The organism is Bradyrhizobium sp. SZCCHNRI3052 (genome assembly GCF_032484895.1).
In the GTDB taxonomy this organism is placed as follows: domain Bacteria; phylum Pseudomonadota; class Alphaproteobacteria; order Rhizobiales; family Xanthobacteraceae; genus Bradyrhizobium.
The window spans coordinates 103793-119888 of record NZ_JAUETW010000018.1 but is presented as its reverse complement, the minus strand read 5'-3'; the positions used below and the strand labels follow the sequence as shown (position 1 = coordinate 119888).

Annotated in this window: 13 protein-coding genes; 9 read left to right on the top strand and 4 right to left on the bottom strand. The window is 65.3% G+C overall.

Features of this window, described 5'->3' with window-relative positions; translation table 11 throughout:
- The first annotated feature begins 67 nt into the window (after positions 1-67).
- Entirely contained in the window at positions 68-850 is a 783-nt protein-coding gene (locus QW887_RS32515; protein WP_315716182.1) for a DUF1223 domain-containing protein, read from the top strand.
- Between the two features lie 420 nt (positions 851-1270).
- On the top strand, positions 1271-1636 hold the full coding sequence (locus QW887_RS32510) for a DUF2794 domain-containing protein (RefSeq protein ID WP_315715918.1): 366 nt from the start codon (positions 1271-1273) through the stop codon (positions 1634-1636).
- Positions 1637-1681: 45 nt separating this feature from the next.
- Here QW887_RS32510 and QW887_RS32505 read toward each other — a convergent pair whose 3' ends face one another.
- The 4 genes from QW887_RS32505 to QW887_RS32490 all read right to left on the bottom strand — a co-directional run bounded on the left by QW887_RS32505 (position 1682) and on the right by QW887_RS32490 (position 6726).
- The gene (locus QW887_RS32505) at positions 1682-2209 is read right to left on the bottom strand and encodes a GNAT family N-acetyltransferase (RefSeq protein WP_315716183.1); all 528 of its coding nucleotides are present in this window, start codon (positions 2207-2209) and stop codon (positions 1682-1684) included.
- Between the two features lie 156 nt (positions 2210-2365).
- Positions 2366-3157: a Bax inhibitor-1/YccA family protein gene (locus QW887_RS32500; protein ID WP_250172563.1), complete on the bottom strand. Its 792-nt coding sequence runs from the start codon at positions 3155-3157 to the stop codon at positions 2366-2368.
- A 264-nt stretch (positions 3158-3421) separates the two neighbouring features.
- Positions 3422-5992, bottom strand: a complete 2571-nt coding sequence (locus tag QW887_RS32495; RefSeq protein WP_316195944.1) for an ABC transporter permease — start codon at positions 5990-5992, stop codon at positions 3422-3424.
- Positions 5989-6726: an ABC transporter ATP-binding protein gene (locus QW887_RS32490; protein ID WP_315750630.1), complete on the bottom strand. Its 738-nt coding sequence runs from the start codon at positions 6724-6726 to the stop codon at positions 5989-5991. Before QW887_RS32490 ends, QW887_RS32495 begins: the two co-directional genes overlap by 4 nt.
- Positions 6727-6781: 55 nt before the next feature.
- Between QW887_RS32490 and QW887_RS32485 the strand changes: the two genes are divergently transcribed.
- The 7 genes from QW887_RS32485 (at position 6782) to QW887_RS32455 (ending at position 16089) form a co-directional block, all read left to right on the top strand.
- Positions 6782-7414 (top strand): arylesterase, encoded by a 633-nt coding sequence (locus tag QW887_RS32485; protein ID WP_315750842.1) that lies wholly within the window; start codon positions 6782-6784, stop codon positions 7412-7414.
- A gap of 205 nt (positions 7415-7619) precedes the next feature.
- Positions 7620-8198, top strand: coding sequence for an RNA 2',3'-cyclic phosphodiesterase (gene thpR / locus QW887_RS32480; protein ID WP_315715923.1), 579 nt, complete (start codon positions 7620-7622; stop codon positions 8196-8198).
- A gap of 153 nt (positions 8199-8351) precedes the next feature.
- A complete protein-coding gene (gene zapE / locus QW887_RS32475; RefSeq protein WP_316167766.1) occupies positions 8352-9533 on the top strand; it encodes a cell division protein ZapE in 1182 nt (393 codons plus the stop codon).
- Between the two features lie 226 nt (positions 9534-9759).
- Positions 9760-10728 carry a malate dehydrogenase gene (gene mdh / locus QW887_RS32470; protein ID WP_009031546.1) on the top strand — a complete coding sequence of 323 codons (969 nt, stop codon included), beginning with the start codon at positions 9760-9762 and terminating at the stop codon, positions 10726-10728.
- Between the two features lie 127 nt (positions 10729-10855).
- Entirely contained in the window at positions 10856-12052 is a 1197-nt protein-coding gene (sucC, locus tag QW887_RS32465; protein ID WP_315715925.1) for an ADP-forming succinate--CoA ligase subunit beta, read from the top strand.
- 55 nt (positions 12053-12107) lie between these two features.
- Positions 12108-12992, top strand: a complete 885-nt coding sequence (sucD, locus tag QW887_RS32460) for a succinate--CoA ligase subunit alpha (RefSeq protein ID WP_172184319.1) — start codon at positions 12108-12110, stop codon at positions 12990-12992.
- 139 nt (positions 12993-13131) lie between these two features.
- The gene (locus QW887_RS32455) at positions 13132-16089 is read left to right on the top strand and encodes a 2-oxoglutarate dehydrogenase E1 component (protein WP_315750632.1); all 2958 of its coding nucleotides are present in this window, start codon (positions 13132-13134) and stop codon (positions 16087-16089) included.
- The last annotated feature ends 7 nt before the right edge of the window (positions 16090-16096 follow it).

Here is a 16096-nt window from a genome sequence, read left to right as displayed (position 1 = left end):
CGGATGCAGTGATGCACAGGGCGCAGCGGACGGTGGTCCAGACGGGACAGTGGCGATGAGTGGACAGATGTCGTGGTGGTCGCGCGCAGCGCTGAGTGTCTGTGCGGTCATCGCTTTCGTCCGGCCAGCTGCGTCCGATCCCCGTGCGGTGATCGAACTCTTCACCTCGCAAGGCTGTTCGTCCTGCCCGCCGGCTGACAAGATCCTCGGCGAGCTCGCCAGAGATCCTTCGGTCATCGCGCTGTCGCTGCCGATCGACTACTGGGACTATCTCGGCTGGAAGGACACGCTGGCCGACTCCCGCTTCACGGCCCGGCAGCGGGCCTATTCTCGTGCGCGCGGCGACCGCGAGGTCTATACGCCGCAGGCGGTGGTCAACGGCTCCGTGCATGTGATCGGCAGCGACCGCGAGGCGATCGAGGGCGCCATCGAGGAGACCGTCCAGGGTGGCAGCGTGATGTCGGTGCCGGTGAGGCTGTCGGTCGACGGCCAGGACCTTACTGTCTCCGTGGCCGCGGCCAACGACCAGATGCCGCGCAAGCACGGCGAGGTCTGGGTCTGCTCGATCTCGCGGGTGGTCCCGATCTCGGTCGGCCGCGGCGAGAACAGCGGCCGTGATCTGACCTATTACAACGTCGTTCGCGGGCTTCAGAAGCTGGGTGACTGGAATGGGTCGCCGGTCAGATGGAGCGTGCCGCTGGAGAAGATCGCCCGCGAGGGCGTCGATGGCACCGTCGTCTATGTGCAGGACGGCAGTCGCGACCGCCCTGGGCCGATGCTCGGGGCCGCCTTTTCCGAGTTGCCGTTGGGCGGACGGGCTTCAGCAACGGCGCGCGGTCCCGAGCGCTGATCTTCCGTCGTCCTGATCTTCGTTTTCGCTGACCTGCGTTGGGCGCGTCACGTCCGTGCGACGGCGCGTCCCGACAATCGTACGTGCAGCTCACGCCAGAAAAGCAAAAGGACCAACTTGCGTTGGCCCTTTGCCTTACTTGTGAATAGACCCGATCCTGACGACCCCGGGGGGCTGGGGGCTGAGGAATCCGGAACCGAAAGGACCGGGCCAACGCACACGAATCTTATGCCGAAGGTCGGGGGCGGTCGGTGGGCGGAAAGACGGCGCGATTATGATTCTGCTAACGATCCCGTGACGCTTGCGTGTTCGCGGAACCGATGACCTCGCAGGCTCGGTCGAACTTCGACAACGAAAACGGCCCCTTGCGGCTTCTGCCGGATGGCGCGATCATGTCGCACCGATGACAGGAGGACGCCAATGAACCTCACGCCGGAGGACGCCGACCCCAGCGAGAACCGCGCGGCGGCGCGCAGTGCGGCCGCAGCGCCGAACCGGGTGACGTTCGACCGCCTGGAGCTGAACCGCATCCTGAACCTCTACGGCCGCATGGTCGCCGACGGTGAGTGGCGCGACTATTCAATCGACTTCCTGCGTGACCGGGCCGTCTTCTCCGTGTTTCGCCGGGCGTCCGAGGTGCCGATCTACCGCATCGAGAAGGATCCGCGTCTCGCACGCAAGCAGGGCATGTACAGCGTGATCTCGGCCACCGGGCTGATCCTGCGCCGCGGCCACGAGCTCGAGCGCGTGCTGCTGGTGATCGCGCCCAAACCAGCCCTGGTCTGATCCCACGCGCACCGGGTTGATCATGACCTTCCGACTGGCGCTGCCTTACGCCGGGACGTCGCTGCTCCCGGCCCCGAGCGGGCGCTGCATCATCACAGTATCGAGCCAGCGGCCGAATTTCAGGCCGACGCTCGGGTGGGTGCCGATCATCTGGAAGCCGCAGGCGGTATGCAGCCCGACCGAGCCGGAATTGGCGGAGTCGCCGATGACGGCGATCATCTGGCGAAAGCCTCCCTCCTCACAGGCGTCGATCAGCCGCCGCATCAGGCGCATCCCGATGCCGCGACGCTGGCTGGCGGGAGCGAGATAGACCGAGTTCTCCACCGTGAAGCGATAGGCAGGGCGGGGCCGGTAGGGCCCGGCATAGGCATAGCCCACCACCTCTCCGTCCAGCAGGGCAGCGAAATAGGGGAAGCCGCCGTCGCGGAGCGCCCGGAAGCGGCGCGTCATCTCCGCCAGATCCGGAGGGTCGAGCTCAAAGGTGGCCGTGCCCTCGCGGACGGCTTGGCCGTAGATAGCGGTGATGGCGGGAAGGTCGGCCTCCTGGGTGGGCCGGATTTCAATGTCGGACATGGGGTGGAAGCATACCCAGGCGGACGCGGCGATCAATCCGGCCTCGCGGCATGGCTGCCGCTGCGGTTTTGCGTCGGTCGCAATCGGGGTTTGTGCAAACGAAAAGCCCCGGCGGTGAGGCCGGGGCTTCGAAGGTCGCTCGTTCGAGCGGTTGGATCAGTCGCGCTGTCCGAGCAACTGCAGCAGCAGCGTGAACAGGTTGATGAAGTTCAAGTACAGCGACAGGGCGCCGGTGATTGCCGCGCGCTCCGCGATGTCGCCGCCCGCGGAAGCGTAGCCGTAGATGTACTCGTTCTTCAGACGCTGCGTGTCCCAGGCGGTCAGGCCGGCGAACACGAACACGCCGATCACCGAGACGATGAACTGCAGCATCGAGCTCGCCAGGAAAAGGTTCACGAGGCTCGCCAGCACGATGCCGATCAGGCCCATGAACAGGAACGAGCCCATGCCCGTCATGTCACGCTTGGTCGTGTAGCCGTAGAGGCTCAGCGCGCCGAACGTCGCCGCGGTGATGAAGAACACCCGCACGATCGAGGTGTGGGTGTACACCAGGAAGATCGACGACAGCGAGATGCCCATCAAGGCCGAGAACACCCAGAACAGGATCTGCGCGGTCGACGGCGCCAAGCGGTTGATGCCGGCCGAGATCGCGAACACCATGACCAGGGGGGCCAGGATGAACAGCCACTTCAGCGGGCTCACGAACATCGCGTAGCCGAACTGCGTCAGATAGGCGTTGCCGAACTTGAACACGCCGGCCGCCGGATCGCCGGTCACCGACGCCATGTAGACGCCCAGTGCCGCAAGGCCGGTGATGGCCAGGCCGATGCTCATGTAATTGTAGATGCGCAGCATGTAGGCGCGCAGACCGGCGTCGACGGTCGCGGCATCGGCGCGCCCGGCCACCCGGCCAAAGGGTGAAGCATAGTTGCGGTCTAGGTCCGACATGGTCGATTCCCGTTGGTTGCCCGGCAGCCCGGTCCTGACAGGACCTTCGGCCGGTTCTCGAAAAACCCTATCTCATACCCGCTGCTGCAGATATTAAATTTGCGTCATCGGCAAATTCGCCATCTTTTGGCAGGTCTCTGAGCCCATTCCCTAGATGGGAAACTAGCATATCCGCCGCAAGCTTCCACGCGCGGCTGAATGTCGCTCCGCGCGCGTCCCAGCCGCAGAAATCGCGTTAACCGTGCGGCATGAGCGCGCAAGCCGCTACAGATTCCGAAGAACCGTCGCCGGTTTCTGGTTGAGCGCCAGCAGAGTGCCGGCCAGACCGAGGCCGACCGTCACGATCAGCGCGGCCACGACGACCAGCGCGGCGCTGCCGGCCTGCCAGGCGAAGCTCAACGTCATCAGCCGGGTCACGATCAGCCAGGCGGACACCGAGCCGGCGATGACGCCGAACGCGGCGGTGGCAAACCCGATCATCAGATATTCCAGCGCGTAGGCGCCGAGCAGCCGCAGCCTCGTCGCGCCCAGGGTCTTCAGGATGACGGCATCATAGACCCGGTGGCGGTGGCCGGCCGCCAGCGCGCCACCCAGCACCAGGATGGCCGAGATCAGCGTCACCGCACTGGCGCCGCGGATGGCGAGCGCGAGGTTGGAGACCACCGAGCCCACCGTCTCCATCACCTCGCGGACCCGCACGCTGGTCACCATCGGGAAGGCGTCGGCCACCTTGCGGATGACACGGGCATCCTCGGCGGTATCGGAGCGCGACTCGGTGAGGGTGGCGACATGGGTGTGCGGCGCTCCCTTGAAGGCATTCGGGGAGAACACCAGCACGAAATTGATGCCGAGCCCCTGCCAGTCGATGGTGCGCATGTTGCCGATCCGCGCCGTGATGTCGCGTCCGAGCACGTTGACCACGATGTCGTCACCGAGCTTGAGGCCGAGACCGTCGGCGATCCGCTTCTCGATCGAAACCAGCGGCGGGCCGCTGTAGGTCTCGCCCCACCACTCGCCCTCGACGACCTTGGATCCTTTGGGAACCTCGGCGGTATAGGTCAGGCCCCGGTCGCTCTGCAGCACCCATTCGGTGTCCGTCGTCGCCTTGAGGTCCTCGGCGCGCACGCCGCGGGCGGAGACGATGCGCCCGCGCAGCATCGGCACGTCTTCGACAGTGGATTGAGGGGCGAGGTCCTTGAGGAAGTCGCGGAAGCGGTCGGCCTCGCCGGAGGGGACGTCGATGAAGAAAAACGACGGCGCCTGTTCCGGCAGTTGAGCCAGGAACTGGCGTCGCAGATTGCCGTCGATCTGGGTAATCGTGACCAGCACGGCGAGTCCCAGCCCGAGCGAGAGCACCACGGACGGTGTCAGCGCGCCCGGGCGATAGATATTGCTGACCGCCAGCCGCAGCATCGGGAAGCGGCTGCGCGGCAGGGCGCGCGCAATCGCCATCACCGCGGCGGCAATGCCGCGCAACAGCACGAACACCAGCGCGGCGGCGACGACGAACACGGCTGCGATGCGCTTGTCGTAGGACAGGCCGATCACGACCGCGATCAGCAGCGCGACGGTGCCCGCGATCAGCACCAGATAGCTCCAGCGCGGACGGTGCCATTCGGCGATAACCGCCTCGCGGAACAACGCCGCCACCGGCACGTCGCGTACGCGCCCGAGCGGCCACAGACCGAACGCCAGTGCGGTGAGCAGACCATAGACGAAGGACAGCGCCAGCTCATCCGAATGAATAGCCGGGATCACGGGCAGCGGCAGGATGTTGCCGAACAGCCCGACGATGGCAAACGGCAGGGCCGCCCCGGCGCTGAGGCCGACGATCGAACCGATCGTGGCGAGCACCATCACCTGCACGAGGTAGATGCCGAACACGTCGCGGCTGGTGGCGCCGAGGGCCTTGAAGGCCGCGATCACCTCGGTCCGGCGGTCGACATGGCTCTTGACCGCATTGGCGACGCCGACGCCGCCGACCAGCAGGGCGGCGAGACCGACCAGGGTGAGGAACTGGGTGAAGCGGCCGATCGTCCGCTCCAGTTGCGGCGAGGCGTTGCTGCGGCTGCGGATCTCCCATCCGGCCGAGGGCAGCGTCAGGCGGGTATCGGCGATGAAGGACGCCGCGGCGTGGTCGTCCTTGGCATTGTCGGGCAGCCGGACCCGGTAGGTCCAGCGCACCAGGCTGCCCGGCTGCAGCAGCGGCGTGGCCCGCAGGCCCGCCTCGCTGATCAGGAAGCGTGGCCCGAGGCCGATGCCGCCGGACAATTTGTCGGGCTCGGCCTGCAGCGCGCTGCGAATCTGGAAGCGGACCGTGTCGATGGTGACGGTGTCGCCGATCCTCAGATCGAGCCGAGCCAGCAGCGCCGGATCCGCCGCAGCTCCGTAGACGCCGTCGCGCTCGGCCAGGATGTCGGCCATCGGCAGATCTGGCTGGAGCTCAGCCTTGCCGAGCAGCGGATAGGCGTTGTCGACCGCCTTCAGCTCGACCAGCGCCAGCTTGGCGTCGCCCGAGCGCACCATGGCGCGCAGGGTCGCTGCCAGCGACAGCTTTCCACGCGAGCGCAGGAAGTCGATCTCCTCCGGCTTGGCCTCGCGCTGAAACAGTGAAAAGGCAACGTCGCCGCCGAGCAGCGTACGTCCTTCGCGAACCAGGCCGTCGTTGAGGCTCGCCGCCACCGAGCCGACACCGGCAATGGCGAGCACGCCGAGCGCGATGCAGGCGATGAAGACGTAGAAGCCGCGCAGGCCGCCCCGCAGCTCGCGCAGCGCGTAGCGCACGGGCAGCGCGGCCATGCGGCCGCCGGCGATCGGTTCAGCGACGGTGGTCATGCGAGGGCCGGCTCGTGCGCGCCGCCGTCGGCTTCGATTCGCCCCGAGCGCAGCCGGACCACGCGGTCGCAACGATGCGCAAGCCCGCTGTCATGGGTCACCAGCACCAGCGTCATGCCGCGCTCGGCATGCTTGGTGAACAGCAGGTCCACGATCTGCCGTCCGGTGGTCTCGTCGAGATTGCCGGTCGGCTCGTCGGCCACCAGAATGGCCGGGTCCGGCGCAAGTGCCCGCGCCAGCGCCACGCGCTGCTGCTCGCCGCCCGAGAGCTGGGTCGGATAGTGGTGCAGCCGGTGTCCGAGTCCGACCGAATCCAGCTCGCGGGCGGCGCGCTCGGCGGCGCCGGAATGGCCCGCCAGCTCCAGCGGCACCGCGACATTCTCCAGCGCCGTCATGGTCGGGATCAGATGGAAGGACTGGAAGACGATGCCGACCTGGCGGCCGCGGAACCGGGCCAGGGCGTCCTCGTCCAGGGCATTGAAAGCGGTCCCGTTGACCACCACCTCACCCCCATCAGGACGTTCCAGCCCCGCCATCACCATCAGCAATGTGGACTTGCCAGAGCCCGACGGTCCGATCAGACCGATCGTCTCGCCCTGTCCCACCCGCAGGCTGATGTCCTTGAGGATATGGACCCGCGCCGCGCCGGTGCCGAGCGAGAGGTTGACGTTCGAGATGGTAATGGTGTCCGGCGCAAGGCCGGCCAAAGGCGAGGTTTCGATGAGACTGTCCATGGCTCGGTCATATGGCAACTCCGCAAGCCGGGTCGAGAGGCGCGGACATATCTTCGTGCACATACTCGTGTTGATGCTCGCCTTGATGACAGTCGGGCCCGCGTTCGCGGGTGCCGAGGCCGTCAAGCCGATCAAGCTCGTCGTTCTCGGCGATTCCTTGAGCGCGGGACTCGGCCTGTCCGCCTCGGATGCGTTTCCAGCCAAGCTGCAGAAGGCGTTGCAGGCCAAGGGGCTGCCGATCGACCTCACCAATGCCGGCGTGTCCGGGGACACCTCGTCCGGCGGCCGCGACCGGCTCGACTGGTCGGTGCCGGAGGGGACCGAAGCGGTCATCGTCGAGCTCGGCGCCAATGACGCGCTGCGCGGCATCGATCCCGCCGTGACGCGCAAGGCTTTGAGCGAGATCGTGGCCCGGCTGAAGGCTAGGGGCATCGCCGTGATGCTGTGCGGCATGCTGGCGCCGCCGAATTTCGGCAGCGACTACGCCGCGAAATTCAACGCGATCTACCCCGATCTCGCCAAGCAGTTCGACGTGCCGCTGTATCCATTCCTCCTCGATGGCGTCGCCGCCGACGCCAAGCTGAACCAGGCCGACGGCATCCACCCCACTGCGGCGGGCGTCGACATCATCGTGTCCAGGCTGTTGCCTACGGCGGAAGCATTCCTGCGTCCGCTTCGTGGGCAATGACGGAACGAAGCGCCGCGTCGATCATTTGCGATAACCTTAAGGACCGGGTTTTCCGCAGCTTTTACCGGCGTTAACCCGCCTTCCGTCGCGGAGTCATATAAGTTCGGTAGGAATGATGCATTGGCGATTCGTCGTCGATCATTTCTCGAAGGCATGATCTCGTCAATTTTCGAGATCAGCCTCCAGCATCGGGAGTCCCGAAACGATGCCGCGTTTGTTTACTGGACTGGAAATCCCGGCCGAGGTTGGCCACACGCTTTCCGGTTTGCGGGGTGGCCTCCCCGGCGCCCGCTGGATCGATCCCGAAAATTACCATGTGACGTTGCGTTTCATCGGTGACATTGACGGCGCCTCCGCCAACGAGATCGCCTCGATGCTGTGGCGGGTGAACCGCAAGCCGTTCGAAGTGACGGTGCAGGGTCTTTCCAGCTTCGGCGGCCGCAAGCCGCGCGCCGTCGTTGCCAACGTCGCGCCGAGCCGCCCCCTGATCGAGCTGCAGGCCGAGCTCGAGCGGCTCATGCAGCGGATCGGGCTCGATCCGGAGGGCCGCAAATTCGTGCCCCACGTCACGCTGGCGCGGCTGCACGATGCGTCGAGCCAGGACGTCGCCGACTATCTCTCCGTCCGCGGCTATTTCCCGAGCCGCGTGTTCATGGCCGAGCGCTTCGTGCTGTTTTCGTCGCGTGCCTCGACCGGCGGCGGGCCCTATGTGGTCGAGGACGCCTACGACCTCTCGCCGGGGGTGAGGTCTGCAGCGGGGTCGTTCAAGCCAGCCGTTCGCTGAGGCCGGGAGCGAAGACGAACGTCGTTAGCCCCGGACTAACGATCACGGCGGCGTTTGCGTGCCATATACCACGACCACACGGCTCCGACGCATGGCGGCTTCCACCATTTGCGGATTGCATTTTGCGTAAGTCTCATGACCTAGAGTGGGCTCATGCTGTCCACTCCGTCAGACGCGTTCCGCGCGCAATATCAGTCTTTGGTCGATACCGGTGCGATCGAGGCCGACCTCGCCCAGGCCGAGGTCGCCGACGCCCTGGCGGCGCTGGAGCGCCGGCTCTCCACCTACAAGCCCACGCGCAAGCAAGGCTTGTTGGGCCGCCTTTTTGCCGACAAGAGCGAGCCGCCGAACGGCCTCTATGTCCACGGCGAGGTCGGGCGCGGCAAGACCATGCTGATGGACCTGTTCTTCCAGAACTGTCCCGTCGAGCACAAGCGCCGCGCGCATTTTCACGAATTCATGGCCGAGGTGCATGAGCGCATCTACGGCTACCGCCAGAACATCGCGCGCGGCGAGCTCGCCGATGCCGATGTGATCGGTCTCACGGCGCAGGCGATCTTCGATCAGGCCTGGCTGCTCTGTTTCGACGAATTCCATGTCACCGACATCGCCGACGCGATGATCCTGGGACGTCTGTTCGCCAGGCTGTTCGAGCTCGGCACGGTGGTGGTGGCGACCTCCAACGTCGCGCCTGAAGACCTCTACAAAGGCGGCCTCAACCGCGCGCTGTTCCTGCCCTTCATCAAGCAGATTGCCGACCACATGGACGTGATGCGGCTGGACGCGCGCACCGATTTCCGGCTGGAGAAGCTGGCCGGCGTGAAGATGTGGCTGGTGCCGGCCGATGTCGACGCGCGAGCGGCGCTCGACAATGCCTGGGCGCGGCTCACGGGCCACGCCAAGTGCAAGCCGCGCGACATGACGATCAAGGGGCGCATCCTGCACGTCCCGTGCTCCGCCAACGGCGTCGCCCGCTTCGATTTTGCCGATCTCTGCGAGAAGCCGCTGGCGGCCTCGGACTATCTGCGGCTCGCGCACGACTATCATACGATCCTGATCGATCACGTTCCGGTCATGGATCTGGCCGAGCGCAATGCCGCCAAGCGGTTCATCACCCTGATCGATACGCTCTACGACAACGCCGTGAAGCTGATCGCCTCCGCCGAAGCCGACCCGATTTCGCTCTACGTCGCGACCGAGGGCACCGAGGCCATGGAGTTCAAGCGGACCACCTCGCGCCTGATCGAGATGGGTTCGGACTCCTATCTGGCCCTGCCGCACGGGCGGAAGGACTCGGCGGCATCTGGGACTTCCACGGGGTTGGTCGAAACCTGACAAATACTGGAGTTTTGGCGAACGCCAGCCGCCGGGCACACAGCCGCGAAAAGGCCACGCCAATCATGCTGAAAGGATCATCAGCAGCCGTCGCCCGGTCCTGATCGAAATGAAGGCAGGCCCGTCAATTGGCCATAGCTTGACTTGAACGGCCGGGGCGAAAGGGATAACCACCAGTCGACTTTTCAACCTCCCTCACTCCTTCGGGTTCAAAGGAAAATTTGCCATGGCGCGCGACAAGATTGCTTTGATTGGCTCCGGTCAGATCGGCGGAACGCTGGCTCACCTCGTCGGCCTCAAGGAGCTCGGCGACGTCGTGATGTTCGACATTGCCGAAGGCGTTCCGCAGGGCAAGGCGCTCGACATCGCCCAGTCATCGCCGGTCGACGGCTTCGACGCGCACTACACCGGTGCCAACTCCTATGAGGCGCTCGACAACGCCAAGGTGTGCATCGTTACGGCGGGCGTACCGCGCAAGCCGGGCATGAGCCGCGACGACCTCTTGTCGATCAACCTGAAGGTGATGGAGCAGGTCGGCGCCGGCATCAAGAAGTACGCGCCCGACGCCTTCGTCATCTGCATCACCAATCCGCTCGACGCGATGGTCTGGGCGCTGCAGAAGGCCTCGGGGCTTCCGGCCAAGAAGGTCGTCGGCATGGCCGGCGTGCTCGACTCGGCGCGTTTCCGCTACTTTCTGGCTGATGAGTTCAACGTCTCGGTCGAGGACGTCACCGCCTTCGTGCTCGGCGGTCATGGCGACACCATGGTTCCGCTGACCAAGTACTCGACCGTTGCCGGCATTCCGCTGCCCGACCTCGTCAAGATGGGCTGGACGTCGCAGGCCCGCATCGACGAGATCGTCGATCGCACCCGCAACGGCGGCGCCGAGATCGTCAACCTGCTGAAGACCGGCTCCGCCTACTACGCTCCGGCGGCGTCGGCGATCGCAATGGCCGAGAGCTATCTGCGCGACAAGAAGCGCGTGCTGCCCTGCGCGGCGCATCTCAACGGCGAGTTCGGCGTCAAGGACATGTATGTCGGCGTGCCCGTCGTGATCGGCTCCAAGGGTGTCGAGCGCATCGTCGAGATCGAGCTCGCCGGCAAGGACCGCGAGGCGTTCGACAAGTCGGTTGCCGCCGTGCAGGGCCTGGTCGACGCCTGCAAGAAGATCGCGCCCGACCTGCTCGGCCGCTGATCAGGGGTCATTCACGGGGCGTAATCTCGCCCACATCGAGTTGCAGGATGTTTGGTATATGGTATACCAGACATCCTAACAACAATTCTGGTCGTCACCCCATCGCGGGTTCGGGGAGCAAGCGCTTATGAACATTCACGAATATCAGGCCAAGGCACTGCTGCACGAGTTCGGCGTGCCGATTTCCAAGGGCGTGCCGGTTCTCCGTCCGGAGGACGCGGATGCGGCGGCGAAGACGCTCGGTGGCCCGGTCTGGGTCGTGAAGAGCCAGATCCACGCCGGTGGCCGTGGCAAGGGCAAGTTCAAGGAGGCCTCGGCCGGCGACAAGGGTGGCGTCCGCCTCGCCAAGTCGATCGACGAGGTCAACACTTTCGCCAAGCAGATGCTGGGCGCGACGCTGGTGACCGTGCAGACCGGCCCCGACGGCAAGCAGGTCAATCGCCTCTACATCGAGGACGGCTCGGATATCGACAAGGAGTTCTATCTGTCGCTGCTGGTCGACCGCGAGACCTCGAGGGTCGCCTTCGTGGTGTCGACCGAAGGCGGCGTCAACATCGAGGACGTCGCCCACGAGACCCCCGAGAAGATCGTGACCTTCTCGGTCGACCCGGCCACCGGCGTCATGGGCCATCACGGCCGCGCCGTCGCCAAGGCGCTGAAGCTCTCCGGCGACCTCGCCAAGCAGGCCGAGAAGCTCACCACCCAACTCTACAATGCGTTCGTCGCCAAGGACATGGCGATGCTCGAGATCAACCCGCTGGTCGTCACCAAGCAGGGCCAGCTGCGCGTGCTCGACGCCAAGGTGTCGTTCGACTCCAACGCGCTGTTCAAGCACCCGGAAGTCGTCGCGCTGCGTGACGAGACCGAGGAAGATGCCAAGGAGATCGAGGCCTCCAAATACGACCTCAACTACGTTGCGCTCGACGGCACCATCGGCTGCATGGTCAACGGCGCCGGCCTTGCCATGGCGACGATGGACATCATCAAGCTCTACGGCATGGAGCCCGCCAACTTCCTCGACGTCGGCGGTGGCGCCAGCAAGGAGAAGGTCGCGGCGGCGTTCAAGATCATCACCGCCGACCCGAACGTGAAGGGCATCCTGGTCAACATCTTCGGCGGCATCATGAAGTGCGATGTCATCGCCGAGGGCGTCGTGGCCGCGGTCAAGGAAGTCGGCCTGAAGGTGCCGCTCGTGGTGCGCCTCGAAGGCACCAATGTCGATCTCGGCAAGAAGATCATCAGCGAGTCCGGTCTGAACGTGCTGCCCGCCGACAATCTCGACGACGCCGCGCAGAAGATCGTCAAGGCCGTCAAGGGAGGCTGAGCGCCGGTCCAGGCGCTCGCTCATTCCTCACCGCAACGCTTTTAGAGAAAGCACGATGTCCATCCTCATCGACAAGAACACCAAGGTCATCTGCCAGGGCTTCACTGGCAAGAACGGCACCTTCCACTCCGAGGCGGCGATCGCCTATGGCACCAAGATGGTCGGCGGCACGTCGCCGGGCAAAGGCGGCTCGACCCACCTCGGCCTGCCCGTGTTCGACACCGTCAAGGAGGCCCGCGAGGCCACCGGGGCCGACGCCTCGGTGATCTACGTCCCGCCGCCGGGCGCCGCCGACGCGATCTGCGAGGCGATCGACGCCGAGGTCCCGCTGATCGTCTGCATCACCGAGGGCATCCCGGTGCTGGACATGGTCCGCGTCAAGCGCTCGCTGCAGGGCTCCAAGTCGCGCCTGATCGGGCCGAACTGCCCGGGCGTGATGACCGCCGGCGAGTGCAAGATCGGCATCATGCCGGCCAACATCTTCAAGCCCGGTTCGGTCGGCATCGTGTCGCGCTCCGGCACGCTGACCTACGAGGCGGTGTTCCAGACCACCTCGGAAGGTCTCGGCCAGACCACGGCGGTCGGCATCGGCGGTGATCCGGTCAAGGGCACCGAGTTCATCGACATGCTCGAGATGTTCCTCGCTGACCCCAAGACCACCTCGATCATCATGATCGGTGAGATCGGCGGCTCGGCCGAGGAGGACGCGGCGCAGTTCATCAAGGACGAAGCCAAGCGCGGTCGCAAGAAACCGATGGTGGGATTCATCGCCGGCGTCACCGCGCCTCCCGGCCGTCGCATGGGTCATGCCGGCGCGATCATCTCCGGCGGCAAGGGCGATGCCGGCTCGAAGACGGCCGCGATGGAAGCGGCTGGTATTACCGTGTCGCCGTCGCCTGCGCGGCTCGGAAAGACGCTTGTCGAAAAGTTGAAATCCTGATTCAGGACTTAGTGCTTTTCGGCGCGAATATTTACAATAAATAAGGTAAACGGTCCTAACCCGAGCCTGATCCGCGTCCCCCGCGGGTCAGGCATTGCGCCGTTTTGATTGGGCGCATCGAAATTACCAGGACGCCACCATGTCTCGCCAAGATGCGAACGCCGCCTTCGCCCTGTCGTCTTTTCTGCAGGGCACCAATGCCACCTACATCGATGAGATCTACGCCCGCTACGAGAAGGATCCCGCTTCGGTCGACCCGGAATGGCAGGAGTTCTTCAAGAGCCTGAAGGATGCGCCGGCCGACGTGCAGAAGAATGCGTCGGGCCCCTCCTGGGCGCGCAGCAACTGGCCGGTCTCCCCCCGGGACGAATTGACCTCGGCGCTGGACGGCAACTGGGCCGTCGTCGAGAAGAAGGTCGGCGAGAAGATTGCGCAGAAGGCTCAGGCCAAGGGCGTCGAATTGTCGGCGGCCGACGTCAACCAGGCCACCCGCGACTCCGTCCGCGCGTTGATGCTGATCCGCGCCTACCGCATGCGCGGCCACTTCCACGCCAAGCTCGATCCGCTCGGCATCGAGGCGCCGCGCAACCGCGAGGAGCTGGACCCGCGTTCCTACGGTTTCACCGAGGCCGACTACGACCGCAAGATCTTCCTCGATCACGTGCTCGGCCTCGAATACGGCAGCTTGCGCGAGATCGTCGCGATCTGCGAGCGCACCTATTGCCAGACGCTTGGCGTCGAGTTCATGCACATCACGAACGCGGCGCAGAAGGCCTGGATCCAGGAGCGCATCGAGGGGCCGGACAAGGAGATCTCGTTCACCCGTGAGGGCCGTCGCGCGATTCTGCAGAAGCTGATCGAATCCGAAGGCTTCGAGAAGTTCTGCGACGTCAAGTTCACCGGCACCAAGCGCTTCGGTCTCGACGGCGGCGAGTCGCTGATCCCGGCGCTGGAGCAGATCATCAAGCGCGGCGGCAATCTCGGCGTGAAGGAGATCGTGCTGGGCATGCCGCATCGCGGCCGCCTCAACGTGCTGACCCAGGTCATGGGCAAGCCGCATCGCGCGCTGTTCCACGAGTTCAAGGGCGGCTCGGCCAATCCCGACGCGGTCGAAGGCTCCGGCGACGTCAAGTACCACCTCGGCGCCTCCTCGGACCGCGAGTTCGACGGCAATCGCATCCACCTGTCGCTGACCGCCAACCCCTCGCATCTCGAGATCGTCGACCCCGTGGTGCTCGGCAAGGTCCGCGCCAAGCAGGACCAGCACGGCGATCCGCCCGACATGCGCATCTCGGTGCTGCCGCTCTTGATGCATGGCGACGCTGCGTTCGCCGGCCAGGGCGTGGTGGCGGAGTGCTTCGCGCTGTCGGATCTGAAAGGCTACCGGACCGGTGGCTCGATTCATTTCATCGTCAACAACCAGATCGGCTTCACGACCTATCCGCGCTATTCGCGCTCGTCGCCCTATCCGTCCGACGTCGCCAAGATGATCGATGCGCCGATCTTCCACGTGAACGGTGACGATCCTGAAGCGGTGGTGTTCGCGGCCAAGGTCGCGACCGAGTTCCGGCAGAAGTTCCACAAGCCGGTCGTCATCGACATGTTCTGCTACCGCAGGCATGGCCACAACGAAGGTGACGAGCCGGCTTTCACCCAGCCGGTGATGTACAAGAAGATCGCCGGCCATCCGTCGACCTTGGAGATCTACTCCAAGCGGCTGGTCGCCGAAGGCGTGATGACCGAGGGCGAGGTCGACAAGGCCAAGGCCGACTGGCGCGCCCGTCTCGACGCCGAGTTCGAGGCCGGCACGAGCTATCGTCCGAACAAGGCCGACTGGCTCGACGGCAAGTGGGCGGGTTTCAAGTCCGCCGACCAGGAGGAGGAGGCGCGCCGCGGCGTCACCGGCGTCGAGATCGACCGCCTCAAGGAGATCGGCCGCAAGATCACCAAGGTACCGGACGGCTTCCGCCTGCATCGGACGATCCAGCGTTTCCTCGAGAACCGTGCCAAGGCGATCGAGAGCGGCATCGGGCTCGACTGGGCGACCGGCGAGGCGCTGGCGTACTGCTCGCTGCTGCTCGAAGGCCACAAGGTTCGTCTCTCCGGCCAGGACAGCGAGCGCGGCACCTTCTCGCAGCGCCATTCGGTCCTGATCGACCAGGAGGACGAGAGCCGCTACACGCCGTTCAACCATCTGGCGCCGGAGCAGGGCCACTTCGAGGTCATCAACTCGCTGCTGTCCGAAGAAGCCGTGCTCGGCTTCGAATACGGCTATTCGCTCGCAGAGCCGACCGCGCTGACCCTGTGGGAGGCGCAGTTCGGCGACTTCGCCAACGGCGCTCAGGTGTTGTTCGACCAGTTCATCTCGTCGGGCGAGCGCAAATGGTTGCGCATGTCCGGCCTGGTCTGCCTGCTGCCGCACGGCTATGAGGGCCAGGGCCCCGAGCATTCCTCGGCACGCCTCGAGCGCTATCTGCAGATGTGCGCCGAGGACAACATGCAGGTGGTCTATCCGACCACGCCGGCAAACTACTTCCACGTGCTGCGCCGCCAGCTGCATCGCGAGATCCGCAAGCCGCTGATCGTGATGACGCCGAAATCGCTGCTGCGCCACAAGCGCGCGGTGTCGCGGCTCGAGGAGCTCGCCAAGGGCACCACGTTCCATCGCATCCTGTACGATGACGCCCAGATGCAGGCGGACGACAAGACCAAGCTGGTGCCGGACGACCAGATCCGCCGCATCGTGCTGTGCTCGGGCAAGGTGTATTACGATCTCTACGACGAGCGCGAGAAGCGCGGGCTCAACGACGTCTACCTGATGCGCGTCGAGCAGCTCTATCCGGTGCCACTCAAGGCGCTGGTCGCCGAGCTCGGCCGCTTCAAGAACGCAGAAGTCGTGTGGTGTCAGGAAGAGCCGCGCAACATGGGCGCGTGGCACTTCATCGAGCCGTATCTCGAGTGGGTGCTGAACCAGACCGGCGGCAAGAGCAAGCGTCCGCGCTATGCCGGCCGTGCTGCGTCGGCCGCGACCGCCACGGGCCTGATGTCCAAGCATCTCGCCCAGTTGAAGGCGCTGCTCGACGAAGCCCTGAACTGAACCTGCC

Coding starts and splice junctions, on each gene's coding strand:
- thpR (WP_315715923.1), top strand. CDS start 7,620: ATGCCGCGTTTGTTTACTGGACTGGAAATCCCGGCCGAGGTTGGCCAC.
- QW887_RS32490 (WP_315750630.1), bottom strand. CDS start 6,726: ATGGACAGTCTCATCGAAACCTCGCCTTTGGCCGGCCTTGCGCCGGAC.
- QW887_RS32515 (WP_315716182.1), top strand. CDS start 68: ATGTCGTGGTGGTCGCGCGCAGCGCTGAGTGTCTGTGCGGTCATCGCT.
- QW887_RS32505 (WP_315716183.1), bottom strand. CDS start 2,209: ATGTCCGACATTGAAATCCGGCCCACCCAGGAGGCCGACCTTCCCGCC.
- QW887_RS32500 (WP_250172563.1), bottom strand. CDS start 3,157: ATGTCGGACCTAGACCGCAACTATGCTTCACCCTTTGGCCGGGTGGCC.
- zapE (WP_316167766.1), top strand. CDS start 8,352: ATGCTGTCCACTCCGTCAGACGCGTTCCGCGCGCAATATCAGTCTTTG.
- sucD (WP_172184319.1), top strand. CDS start 12,108: ATGTCCATCCTCATCGACAAGAACACCAAGGTCATCTGCCAGGGCTTC.
- sucC (WP_315715925.1), top strand. CDS start 10,856: ATGAACATTCACGAATATCAGGCCAAGGCACTGCTGCACGAGTTCGGC.
- QW887_RS32495 (WP_316195944.1), bottom strand. CDS start 5,992: ATGACCACCGTCGCTGAACCGATCGCCGGCGGCCGCATGGCCGCGCTG.
- QW887_RS32510 (WP_315715918.1), top strand. CDS start 1,271: ATGAACCTCACGCCGGAGGACGCCGACCCCAGCGAGAACCGCGCGGCG.
- mdh (WP_009031546.1), top strand. CDS start 9,760: ATGGCGCGCGACAAGATTGCTTTGATTGGCTCCGGTCAGATCGGCGGA.
- QW887_RS32455 (WP_315750632.1), top strand. CDS start 13,132: ATGTCTCGCCAAGATGCGAACGCCGCCTTCGCCCTGTCGTCTTTTCTG.